Raw genomic sequence first — 13604 nt, 5'->3', positions numbered from 1 at the left:
CTTTCAGCTTAAACACCTTTACCTTAGAGGTGTATGGCAACTGGACAGATAATGCTACCGGTAGTAGTCGATTCCAGGCAGGTACCGGCACGGTGGCATTGAAGGGGAGCGACTTCCCATTGTATAACATATCTATATTTAACCCTTACAACAATTACTTTTATAACCTGATAGTAAATAAAGGAAGCCGTACGGTTGAGCTAAGCTGGGGCTCCACGGACCTATTGGTAAGCAATGAGTTAATTATGGAAAGCGGTACGCTTGTTGCAGACGGTTTCGGATACCTGCCCGTGGCCAATTTGCGCGTGCGCAATGGAAACTCTGCTTTTGGAGGTGCATTAGGCAGGGTGCTGCAAGTGCAGGGCAACACAATCGTAGAAAGTGGCAGTTTCACATTACTGTCGCCTGCGCCAGGAAATGCACCTGTACGTCTGGAACTGCAGGGCAACTACACCCAAACAGGTGGGTACATTATAGGCGACAACTCCACAAGTGGGGAATTTGCACCGGTACGTTTTCAGGGCGGCACCTCCACAAGCGTGGTCAGTGGCCCGGCGGTGAACATACGGGCAGCAGTGTCTATTCGCAAGAATGTGCGTTGGGACGTGCCCGTGACCATCGGTGAGGCAACGGCACAGAAAAACCTGGTTATTGATGCCGGCATTTTGGATATTCAAACAACCAGCCCACACGCTATTAACGGCAGTGTGGTATATACTGCCGGGAATGGAGCCATCCGGGCATCTGCATCGCCCACAGTATTGAATATTTTACAGAACTGGGATAGTAGCTTGTCAACAGCCGCCGATCCGTTTATTCGCCCGGTGGGAGACTCACAAGTATATTTCGTAGGCAGTACTACCAACTGTACCATCAATGTATCTGTCAATACCGTTTTCGACTATCTGCTGATAAACAAAACCGATGCTTACCGTATTGTAAGCAATGTTGGCAGCAATCCGTTGCGAATAAACAAAAACTTTCATATCCTGTCCGGCACTTTCCGTGCCAATAATGTTACCGATGCTACCAATACCATTCCCATCGTGGCTTCGGTAGGGCATCCTTTAAACAGGAATAATAGTTCGGGCGGAGCCATAGACATCAGCACAGACCCCATTTCTGCTTTGGCTATGGGCGCAAGCACCGGTGAGACGGTCTCCTACCCGGCCGGCGACATTATTGTGCAGGAAGACGTCATTATTGAAGACGACGCCTGCTTGGACTTGGGTACCAACGAGCCCGGTAGCACCGAAACCAACCGGACCAATTTCATCACTATTGCCTTGTATGTAGGCAAAAACTTGGACGATAAAAACAATACCTTGCCTTCCAACGCGCAGTCTATACCCGGTACTTCTTACCCTGCCAATCCCGGTCCACCACGTGGCTTATATTTGGGGCTTTCGACCCGATACCCGATGGGCGTACGTACCAACTGCTCTGCACCGAGCATTGTGAACTATGTGTCAGGACAGGAACCAAGACAGAACTATGAGATTCCAACCATCGTGTTTTTTGGAGGAAACCCGGCAACCATTACCGGAAACGTACCCGACCTGCCTGACTTGTGTAACAACCTCAACGGAGGACGTGGGCTTTCTTTGCCCAATGTGTATATCGTGAAAACAACCTCTGCTGCTGACCCCAATGCCACGACGGTAACCATGTCAAACAACCTGCGCATTCATGGCAACTTTAAAATACTGCGTGGTACTTTCATTACCAACGGCTATACGCTTTATTATGCCGATTATGCAGCCAAAGGGGTAGAGGGCAATACAGGCATCCCTTATAATAAATTGATGGAGGAGTACTACTCACTTGATGATGTGATAGATGTGTATGGCCGCTTTATGCTTACTGCCGGAAGCCGTTTGTTCATGAACACCGGTGGTGAAGAGCGTGGCTCTTTTTTGCGGGTGCGTAAGGGTGGTTTCTTCCGGGCGCTGGGAACAGCTGCAAGCCCTGCCACCGTTACGCGTGAAGGTACACCCGGGCAGTATTACCGCATTTGCGTATATAATGGCGGAGCGATTGAAGCCATTCACACCGAATTCACCTTTATGTCTGCTTCCAGCGATAGCCGCTATGGCAGCTATTCTGCGCGAAACTGGTTGGGCGACAACTCCATTACTCAATCGCCTAACTATGACCTGCCTTCTTGGGAGTATGAAGGAGGACCCGGCTCCGGGCATGGCTGGCAGGAAAGCCGCGGAGGTTTAAAAGTCATGATGGGAGCCATGGTGAATCCTTTGGGTAACACCTCCCCGGACCTGCAATGGGGGAGTGTACCGCACAACTTCAGTCATTGCTCTTTTGGCAGTGGGGGAACCAGCGCAGCCTGCTTGACCATCAATACAGGGCAAGCCCTCATCATTTACAATGCCAGCTTTGCTGCCAATAGTGGTTCTTATTCGAAGAACGTAGTAGCCAATGCGCGCTATTACTTCGACTCATCGCTAACCGGTGACCCTGCTGCCGATGTTATCGGCTATGGTAACCTGCAAATGAATGTGATTACCATGAAGAGCTCCTCGGGCGCAATAGGTGGCGGCTTGGGTGAGCAATACGACGGTGGCTTGAACGACGACAACGTAAACCCCTTCTATGACCAGATAATTTGGGAAAACTACGTGAAGATTTACTGGGTTGGTAACTCTTGGGGAACGGGAGGTCCCAATCCAAAGCGTCGGACCAATGGCGAAGGACCCGGCTCCGTCAACCCCAATGTGGGACCTGTAAACATAAATGAAGCTCACAGCGGCGATCCCACCGCCTGGACCAATCCCAAAAACTGGTCCTTGCGAAACGACGAATACTATAACCCCTTCCAGATATATCCCGGGCAAACTACCTTGCCTAATGGTTTGCCTAAAAAAGACAAGCCTACGGTATGGGTAGGCAATGACCCCGGCGGCGAAATACCTGCCGATACGCTGAAGATGTTCGACGTGATGATTACACGTACGGCAAATTCCAACCCGACGGTAGATGCAGATGTAGAGATCTATGGGACCGTGGTGGTGAATGCGGGAGTGCTGCGTGACAGACAGCGCATTTATGATGCAAAGGATGCTTCTGCTTCCGGTACTGCCGGTATCTTTGGACAGATGCTGGCAAGGGAGGATTTGATTCCATCCATGAATACAACTAATTCATCTGTCAGAGGGCGCGATGCGGGAACCGGTACCAATAAGGTGCTTACCGTGCCGGCAGGCCGCATATTCACCGTAGGGGGCGACCTGCAGGTACGTGCCAATGGGCAATTGGTGATGGGCGCCAATGCAGAGGTGCGTATAGGTACCAACCTGCTGGCACTCGATAACCTGGCAAGCTGGAATCAAAATATTTCGCCACCTGTATGGTATTGTAATACAAGTGATGATGCCAATAGTCATGTTACTACCGGTTCGTTGGCTACCATGCCCAATATAGTGATGGACCCCACCTCTACATTGGTATTCAACGGTGTAGGAGAACAGCAGGTGAGGGTGCGTAGGAATGAGGTGCAAAATGTGCGTTTGGACAAACCCGGCGGGGTGGTACGCATACAAGGCTTAACCTTCTCGGAGCGGGCACGCTTCCACATACTGGGCAATTTGACCATCAACGGTGGCGAGTTCCGTATGCTTTCTACTACGCCGCTATTGGTGAATGGCAATGTAACGCTCAACGGCGGAAGTTTTACCTTCAACGATAGCCCCGTGACAGTGCGTGGCAACTGGATCAATAATGGAGGCAAGATAAACCCGGGTACCGGGCGCATCAACTTCCATCCGAACAGTACGGCCAAGCGCATTATCAAAACCAATGGCGAGCCCTTCCCCGCCGTATATATCGGTTTCTTTGTTGACTACACGAGGGTAAGCTGCTATATGAAGGATGCTGATCCGGATGATTATCCCACGGGGCACCCCATTCGTTCCGGTAAAGTGACTTCTATGGTGGAATATGAGGTGCAGGATGAACTGATTGCCTTGGGGCATACTACCGTGATGGCAAATCGAAAGTTGAGTACTTTGCCCGGTGCCAATGTGAAATTGCGCTTGGCCGGAGTACGGGTGGAGAAAGGAGGCGTATTGGACCTGAATCCCGGTGCCGAGCTGCTGATGGACCCCAACCCGGCCTATCCGTTTTATGTGGACAAGCGCAATAATATATGGCCATCGCCCATTCAAGCTGATAATCCTACGCGCACCTTGTTGATTGAAGAGGGAGGCTATTTGGAAGCTCTGGGCACCTCTTCGCAGTATGTAAAAATTAGCCGTCAGGGTACTTCTGACCATTACCGCTTCTTGGTAGAAGGTGAAATAAGCGCCCGCTACTTCCTGTTTGAGTTTATGGATGAGCGTGGGGTGGACCTATCCGGCACCCTGAGCGGTGATGGCGCAGGGGAGGACGGTAGTGGTATCTTAGGAAGCACCGGCAGTGCGGGCAGAGGGGCAAGCATAGACCCGGCTGCCGGCATTGGTAGTTTCAGTGATGGCATCTTCACCAATGGCATGCAGGCTGCCAATGCTGTGTATTTAAACTTGCCGAGAGCTTACTCAACAAGCGATATCTACAGAACCAACTTTGCATTGCCCATTTCCGGGGGCTATAATGTGCGGCGCAGTCCTTCAAGCTGTGCATCCAACCAGGTGGTCTTTCGCTTGGCAACAGGTGCTTTCCGTGGCGAAGCTTATGACGATGATCGCGATGTAGGAGGCTGTTTTGGCGGAAATGGTAATGTACGTTGGATTGAAAACATCAAACGGTGGGATGGTCGCAGCAATGCAGGAGTGCCTACTACAGATAACTTGTGGAGCAACTCTCTAAACTGGGAAGGCGACGTACTGCCGCTTCCTACCGAAGAGGTAGTTATTGACTACACAGCGCCCAACCTTGACCCGGCCTATGCATCCGGTAGCCGTCCTTTTGTAGTAGAAATCACTTCAGGAACGGCCCAGTGCGCAAGTTTGACAATCAACGCGACCAATGATCCCAATGGTGCTATTGATGATATATACCTGCGTCTGAATGGAGGAAATCTGCAAGTAACCGGAGACTTCTCTGTACAGCAAAATAGCCATATAGAAGTTCTCAACGCTTCCAATACCATTACGGTAGGGGGGAGCTGGAGTGTACAAGGCACTTTTGTGCATGGTAATGGCACGGTGATATTTGACGGCGGTAGCGGCTCAAGGGTGATTAATGGTGGTGCCAATCACCCGGCAGGTACTTATGGCGTATTCAATAATCCTTTCTACAATGTGGAATTCCGCTCAGGCATCAGCGAGCTGAACTCCACCCTGTTTGTGGAAAATAATTTAACCATTGCAGCAGGTGCCACCTTGGATGCCAGCATTGCCAATAACCGTATCGATATTCAGGGGAACTGGATAGACAACGGCACTTTTGTGCCGCGCCAAGGCGAGGTAGTATTTTCCGGTAATAAGCCGCAGACACTTACCAAAACAGGCGGTGCCGCTTATGAAACCTTCTGGAAACTCATCATGGCAAAAGAAGACGTGACCTCTGCAGGTATTTTTACACCTTCTGCTACCAACCTGACGCTGAACAGCCGGGTGGTTATAGGTCCTATTACCGGCACGGTGCTTGGTGGCGAGCTTTATCTGATGAATGGTAAGATTATTTCCGCTGCCGGTAAAGAGTTGATTATATCGGAAAAAGCACAATGGCGCCGCGATCCGAACGCACCTTTGAGCAGTGCTTTTGTAGAAGGACCCGCCGGGCGTATTTTCTCCAGTAATACATCTTTTGTGCGGTTGAGCTTCCCGATAGGGAAAGGCAAGTATCCGGGCACCGCTACTGATGGGGTGGCGCTCAATATGCAGCTCGACAAACAGGTGCCCACAACCTTTACAGTAGAACAATTCAATGCCAATCCTGAAAACTGGAACCCCTCCAACGTGCGGGCACTCTATCCCTCAACCAGTCGTATCAACATGATATCGCAAGACCGTTACTGGGTAGTGAAAAACATAGAGTTCCCTAATGCCCCCAATGACGCAGCAGACATGCAATCTGCCTCTTTGGAACTGCCGTTCCGTGGCGATGACGAAACTTCCAACTTCCCCATTGTTGTAAATGGCAATACCTACTTGGTGAGTGCTGCCAATAACTTAAGCTTGTTGGAAGATATCCACCTGCTGCAAGACTTCGACAATTACGAGTTAAGCCAAGGCTTGGCTTCCCGTGGGGCACCCAGCGCGGCACTCGATCGGCAAGTACGTCGCGGCCAAGTACCTGATGAAGGCGGATTGTGGAGAGACCTGGGAGGTTTGCCGGCGCTGTCTAACCCCAACACGCAAATCGTGTCCGGCAACATTACGACCCTGGGCAACGGGCAAGTTACTTTCGGTTGGCATTTTATTCCACTACCGGTAGAAATTCTCAACTTAGAAGCCAAAGCGGTAGAAGGCAGGGTGCAGCTGAGCTGGATAACGGTTTACGAGCAGGACAATGCAGGCTTCACCATCGAGCGCAGCCTCGATACCAAGCAGATAGAAGAAATAGGCTGGGTGGAAGCCAAAGGTCCTGAAGGAAATACCGTAACCGCTTACGAATACTGGGACAACTACCCGCCAAAAGGCGTGGTGTACTACCGCCTGCGTCAGAAAGATAAGGGCGGGCGTACCACCTATTCGAAATGGGTGGCCATAGAGGTGAAACAAAGCAACAGCTATGAGGTAGGCAAGGTAAGCTTGTATCCCAACCCGGCACAAGACGGGCAGTCGTTCTATCTTGAAGTGCCCTATGGTGTGGAACTGCACGAGTGGCAGGTAGTCGATATGAAAGGGAACATGGTGGCTGCCCGGGTGCTTGCCCCCTCTTCTATGACCACCTTGAAAATAGACTTGAATCGCCGTTTGCCGGAAGGAGTGTATGTGGTGCGTTTACGCACGCAGGCAGGCTGGCAGTTTATTCGCTGGGTAGTACTGTAAGATGTGCCCTCAAACAATGAAACAATAAAAAAGAGGGGTATCCCTAAACCGGATGCCTCTCTTTTTTCGTATGAAATAATAAGCATTCCTGTTTTTTTTGATTACATTTTGAAATACTTGGTGTATTTACCAATGATGCAAAGTCTTAGCGTTATGAAAAAAATATTTTTTATTTGCTTGCTTACGCTGTTTGCTGCCGTCGTGCAAGCGCAAACTACTCGTTATGTGGATGCAAGCGGAGGCACAGATACCGGCGATTGTTCTTCTTCCGGAAGTCCCTGCAAGACCATTACTTATGCGGTATCACAGGCGCAGAGTGGCGATATTGTGGAAGTAGCTGCGGGCACATACAACACCTCACTTGGTGAAAGTGCCACCATTACACTGAATAAACAACTGACCTTAAAAGGGGCACAGGCAGATGTGACACCCAACCTGCCTACTTCCGACAGAACTGCATTAGGTGAAGAAAGCTGTGGCGATACATCGACCCTACCGGAGTCTATCCTGGACGGAATCAATCTTGTGATTACAACCGATGGGGTGGTGGTGAATGGCTTCGAAATTCTGAACGGAAATATACAGGTCGATGCTTCGGGGATTACCATCAAATATTGCATGATTACGCCGGCAAGCACTCAAAGGGCTATAGAGCGTACCGGTACCGGCACGCGTACCAACTGGCTTCTTGAAGAAAACCGCATTGGTCATAAAGACGGCTTTACGATGGATGCCGAAGGCATTGTGGTGCAAGAGGTAAATGGGGTGCACATGCGCAGAAACTACGTATGGAAAGCCAACGGTGCTTTTCGTTTGATAAATGTGACCGATGTTTTGTTTGAGGAAAACGTGATAAACAAAGGCGCCCAATGGGCAAGTAACCAGGGATGCCCCGAGGCAGATTTTAGGGGCAACCCAACGCCCGCTACTGATTCAGATGTCTCCTTTTTTGGTTTAAGTATTGAAGGCAATAGCAGCAACCTGCGCATAGAACGCAATGAGTTTAGCGAATTGGTTTCTGATAGCCAACAGGAAGAAGGGCTAATCAGAATTTATGCTTCTGAACTGGCAGGCAGCTGCTCGTTTGAGAATAATATCTTTCTGAAAGGTTCCGCCAACATACCGCTAATTCTAATTCCGGATGCTTATAGCAGCTATACGCACAATTACATTCTCTTTCGTGAAAATTTTATGCAAGGCAGCAATCCATTGGTGGATGTAGGCACAGGAAGCCCTACCGGAAGCATCGACGCCAATGCCAATAACTGGGGATTGAAAAAGGTAGGGTCATCATCAGAAAAAAATGATATTGTTGCAGGAAGTACAGCTGCCCGTAGTGCATTAAAAACCATTACCTATTTCTTCCTTGTTGGTGCCAGTGAAGATCAAGATTTACCTGCCTATGGCTATCAAAGCAGTCGCCAAATATCTTATTCTTCTTCGGCAAACACCTTGCAGGAAGCTATTGATGCCACGCCGGCAGACCCCCTGAGTCGCTGGATACTGTATCTCTTCGATGCGGAGTATCCCCCCTCGGGAGTATTTGACAAGCCCGGTGCCGCCACAATAAACCGGCCAATGATTTTAGACGGCTTGGTAAATGACGCCGGTACCACAACACTGACCAGCACCTCTCATGCAGGTCCTTTGTTGGAAATAACTTCCGATTCGGTAACAGTCCGCAATATTATCATGCGACTGACTATGGTAGCCAATACTGCCATAAAAGTAAAAGGTAGCAATCAAGTTGAAATCAGTAATTTGCAGTTACAGGTAAATAATGGTGTCAGTGATTTCACTCATATCATCATAGACTCCGAGGACGCATCTGCTAATTTAGAGCAAAACAGTGTGCTGATTGCCAATTGCTCTTTCGGCGCTACTTCGGCCGCCGGTGTGGGACGTGGAGTTGCCATTTATAATTCAAATAAAGGAGTGAGTGGGCAAGCCACGCCTGTATATGCAAGCATACGTGTGCAAGACAACTCTTTTGCCGCTAATTTGGAATACTATATTTATATGGACGGTGCTTCCGGTAAAGAGGTGGACGCAGATATAGACATAAGCAGCAACGTGTTCGCCGGCAAGCTGCCTTCGGCCATGTCGGAAGCAGAAAAATATGCACTTGTCGATAAAATCATAGACGGCATTGATGTGTATAACACAGGCCATTGTTACTTTGAAAACAATGTATTGTACGCCACTACAAATAGTTTTTATCTACCCTATACGACGACACCTGATTTGAGCCGTCCAATTGCACATTTGCAAGATGGCGGTGTGGTGAAGTTTCTGCCGGGCAGCTATCCTAATGTCATTGTGGTGAATAAGGGAGCCACACTACGACCCAACGGAAACGGGGACTTTACCGCCGCAGGCATTGATATTAATGCCCCCGGAAAGGAGTTGATTCTGGAAGGAAAACTGACTATCGATCAGTCGCTTACACTTACAGCGGGCTATGTGCGCAGTACTTATGATTTCGTTTTGCTGCGCAATACAGTAGTCAATGGGGGTAATAATGGTTCCTATGTGCGTGCTCCTGTTCACTGGGATTTAAGCATGGGTAGTGGTCCCACCACTGTGCACTTCCCTATAGGCGAGGCGGGGCAAAATCAGTACCGGGGCATTATATTTACCGGCATAGATGGAGATGCGGTCTTGTTTGCCGAAACACAAACCACTGATTTGAGTGGGGTAAGCAAGGGAAGCAGCGTGAATGGCATCATAGGCAACCGCTACTGGAAAGTAGAAACTGTTTCCGGTAGCATTACTACCAATGGGGAGGTGGAAATATTTTTTGGTAATGGAGATGGTGTCAATGCTTCAAACCATTTGTATTTGGTAGCGGCGCAAGCGCCCGGACTTTTGGGAACCTATGAAGCACTTTTGCCGGCAACAACCAACACTTATCCGGAAGGCTCTGTCAAGGGAGCGCATCAAACCATAGGCAGTGGCAATGCCTATTTCGTCTTGGCATACAGTTGCCCCTCAGTAGGGCCACAAAACCCAACCATCACTACCACTTCCGCTTTTTATGATGAAAGCAATCAAACGGTGTATATATGTGAGGGGGCGAGTGTGAAGTTGGAGGCAAGCATCAATGATCCCGGATTCACCTATCGTTGGCAGCAAAGCAACGACGGTGTTAACTGGAGCGACATTCCCGGTGCTACCGCCGCTTCTTATACGGCAGCAGCGCCGGTAGAGCCAAATGAAAGGTATTACCGCTATGTAGCCCAGGATTTGTGTTTTACTGTTACGTCACCGTCCATACGTTTGCTGAACCCGGCAACACCGCCTTCTCTTGCCGTGTTGAGCGAAGGGGGGCAGCCTGTAACTGCACCTATTGAGTTGTTCTTGGGAAATACGGTGAATCTGCAACTGCAAATCAACGGAGGCTATGGACTTGAGCAGGTGAGCTGGGAGCCTTCCGAAGGCATAGACAACCCCACGGCACAAAGTGTGGTGCTGACAGCTGTGAATCCCGGTACTACTACTTACACCGTTACTGTGAAATATGCAGAAGGCTGTCAGGTGCAGACCACTTTTGAAGTAATAGCGATAGAAGATTATTTCTTGCCCAACGCTTTCTCGCCCAATGGCGATGGCGTAAACGATACGTTTAAATTCTTTGGTTTTGGTGTGGCAGAGCTTAGCTTCCGGGTGTTTAACCGCTTCGGGCAGCTGGTTTATGAAACCAACAGAGTCGATGATTTAATGAATACCGGTTGGGATGGCAGAAGCCTCGACGGACAAGAACTACCCGGAGGGGTATATATCTGGGAACTGAAGGCTAAAAAAGTCAATGGTGATCCTATTACGCTCAATGGTAAAACCTCCGGAACACTTATGATTTTGCGCTGACCCAACCCATACATTGCAGCACCAGGAGCATGGCTTTGGTCGTGCTCCTTTTGATTTTTAGGGAGAATGCCTATAATTTTACACGGAATACCATAGAAAGAAACAGCTATTATGAATACAGAAAAAGACGTAGTGCCTGTAGCAGGCTTATATGAAAATTGGTTTTTGGATTATGCCTCTTATGTGATATTGGAGCGGGCTGTGCCGGCACTCGAAGATGGGCTCAAGCCGGTGCAAAGGCGCATTCTGCATGCCATGAAGCAGATGGATGACGGACGTTACCACAAAGTAGCCAATATCGTGGGGCAAGCCATGCAGTATCACCCCCATGGCGATGCTTCTATTTACGAGGCACTGGTAAACTTGGGACAAAAGGGCTTGCTTATCGATACACAAGGGAACTGGGGAGACATACGCACCGGCGACAGCGCTGCCGCAGCGCGCTATATCGAAGCACGCCTGACGCCTTTTGCCAAAGAAGTATTGTTTAATGCTGAGTTGACCGAGTGGCAACTCTCTTACGACGGGCGGAAAAAAGAACCCGTAACCTTGCCGGTGAAATTTCCGCTTATTCTTTTTTTGGGGGTCGAAGGCATTGCCGTAGGGCTTTCTACCACCATACTGCCCCACAATTTTTGTGAGTTGATAGAAGCTTCTATCGATGTGCTGAAAGGAAAGAAGCCGGTACTTTACCCCGATTTTCCCACCGGTGGTTTGATGGACGTTTCCCAATACACGGGCGAAGGCAAGGGCGACCGTATTCGCTTGCGTGCCGATATCGAAATTGTAGATAAGAAAACGCTGGCTATCCGCAGTGTCCCCTATGGCGTTACTACCGGCCGCTTGATAGATTCCATCCTGAAAGCCAATGACAAAGGGAAAATCAAAATCAAGCAAATCATAGACAATACAGCCGAAGAGGTTGAAATCCTGGTGAAGCTTACCGGTGAAGTATCGCCGGAAGTAACCATGGATGCTTTGTATGCCTTCACCGATTGTGAAAAGACGCTCTATCCCAACTATTGGGTGTTGCACGAAGGCAAGCCGGTGAATTTAAGTGTTTCGGACATCCTGCGCCTTTCCACCGAGCGCACCAAAGAGCTGTTGCGTCGCGAGCTGGAGTTGGCAAAGCAACGCCTTCAAGAAAAAATTCTTTTTGCCTCTCTTGAGCGCATTTTTATTGAAAACCGTATTTACCGGAAAATAGAAAACGCCGAAACGTGGGAAGCGGTCATTGAAACCATTCGAAAAGGACTGAAGCCCTATGCCAAAGAGTTTTACCGCGAGATTACCGATGAGGATATTGTGCGCCTGACGGAAATTAAAATCAAGCGCATTTCTAAATATGACCTCGACAAAGCCGATGAACAATTGCGCGCTTATCGAAAAGAGCTTGAGGAAGTAGAGGACAATCTTGCCCATTTGACTCGCTATGCCGTCAATTACTTCAAAAGCCTTTTGAAAACCTACGGCAAAGGGCAGGAGCGAAAAACACAAATCACTGTTTTTGGTGAAATAAAAGCCACCGAAGTAGTAGCCAACAACCAAAAGCTATATGTAAACCGCCAAGAAGGATTTATTGGCTACGGGCTGAAAAAGGACGAATATGTTTGCGACTGCTCCGACATTGACGATATTATTGTTTTCCGGAAAGATGGCAAGTGTCTGGTAACCAAAATAGGCGAGAAGGTATTTGTAGGGAAAGATATTCTTCATGTGGCGGTATTTCGAAAAGGCGATAAGCGCATGGTTTATAACCTGATTTACCGCGACGGCAAAAGTGGTACTTCCTATGCCAAGCGTTTTCAGGTGTTGGCTGTTACACGCGATCGCGAATACGACCTTACCCAAGGAACACCCGGCTCCAAAGTGCTGTACTTTACGGCCAATCCCAACGGAGAGGCAGAGCGCGTAAAGGTGCAACTCACACAGAGCTGCCGTGCAAAAAATAAAATCTTTGAGTTTGACTTTGCCGGGCTTGCTATCAAAGGCAGAAACAGCAAAGGCAACATATTGACCAAATACCCCGTGAAAAAAATAACCAAAATATCGGAGGGAGTATCCACACTGGGTGATCCTGAATATTGGTATGACCCGCTGACCGGCGAGGTAAACATGGATGGACGCGGGCAATACCTGGGTAAACTGCCGCAAGATGCCCAGCTGATAGCGGTGTATCAAGACGGTACCTATGAAGTGAGAACCATAGAAGAAGACAAGCGCCGCTACGATGAGCGCAGTTTGCTGGTCATTGCACCCTTCAATGAGCAAACAACTGTCACAGCCATTTATTACCACGCCAAGCGCAAGGAGTATCTTATCAAGCGCTTTGGCATAGAAACCTCTACGCTTGAGCGCCGCTTTTCGTTCTTGCCCGATGGCGAGGGGCATGAATTGATTTTTGCAAGCCTTTCGCCTTCGATATCGGCAGAAGTTACTTATAAGGGAAAGGATAAAAAGACCAAAACTTTTGTCTTTGAACTGGATGAAATATGCGAGCCGAAGAGCTACAGAGTAGTAGGTGAGCCTTTCCCGGTACAAGATATCCTTGAGGTAAAAGAAGTACGGCAAGAAGTAAGTGAAGAGGAAGAATAACTAACGCTTTGTGAATCAAAAAAATGGGCAGGTGTTAGTCATGCCTGCCCAAATTTTTTTAAAGAAATATTTGCATGATATGATACACTGCTCTATATTTGCATCAGCATTTGAGCAAAAGGGTTCTTAGCTCAGTTGGTTCAGAGCACCTGCCTTACAAGCAGGGGGTCGCAGGTTCGAATCCTGCAGAAC

3 protein-coding genes are annotated in these 13604 nt (G+C 48.9%); all 3 read left to right on the top strand.

What is annotated here, in order from left to right; all coding sequences use genetic code 11:
- The first annotated feature begins 29 nt into the window (after positions 1-29).
- Positions 30-6950: a T9SS type A sorting domain-containing protein gene (locus tag K384_RS11615; RefSeq protein WP_211245252.1), complete on the top strand. Its 6921-nt coding sequence runs from the start codon at positions 30-32 to the stop codon at positions 6948-6950.
- A 153-nt stretch (positions 6951-7103) separates the two neighbouring features.
- Complete coding sequence (locus K384_RS11610) at positions 7104-10817, top strand: T9SS C-terminal target domain-containing protein (protein ID WP_038032600.1); 3714 nt, start codon at positions 7104-7106, stop codon at positions 10815-10817.
- 111 nt (positions 10818-10928) lie between these two features.
- On the top strand, positions 10929-13412 hold the full coding sequence (locus K384_RS11605) for a DNA gyrase/topoisomerase IV subunit A (protein ID WP_038032604.1): 2484 nt from the start codon (positions 10929-10931) through the stop codon (positions 13410-13412).
- Positions 13413-13604: the final 192 nt, after the last annotated feature.

It is taken from the genome of Thermonema rossianum DSM 10300 (genome assembly GCF_000426825.1).
GTDB classification, from domain to species: domain Bacteria; phylum Bacteroidota; class Bacteroidia; order Cytophagales; family Thermonemataceae; genus Thermonema; species Thermonema rossianum.
This window is presented reverse-complemented; position numbering and strand designations above follow the sequence as displayed.

What these genes read in the sequence shown, in the direction of transcription:
- K384_RS11610 (WP_038032600.1), top strand. Translation starts at nt 7,104, where the DNA reads ATGAAAAAAATATTTTTTATTTGCTTGCTTACGCTGTTTGCTGCCGTC.
- K384_RS11605 (WP_038032604.1), top strand. Translation starts at nt 10,929, where the DNA reads ATGAATACAGAAAAAGACGTAGTGCCTGTAGCAGGCTTATATGAAAAT.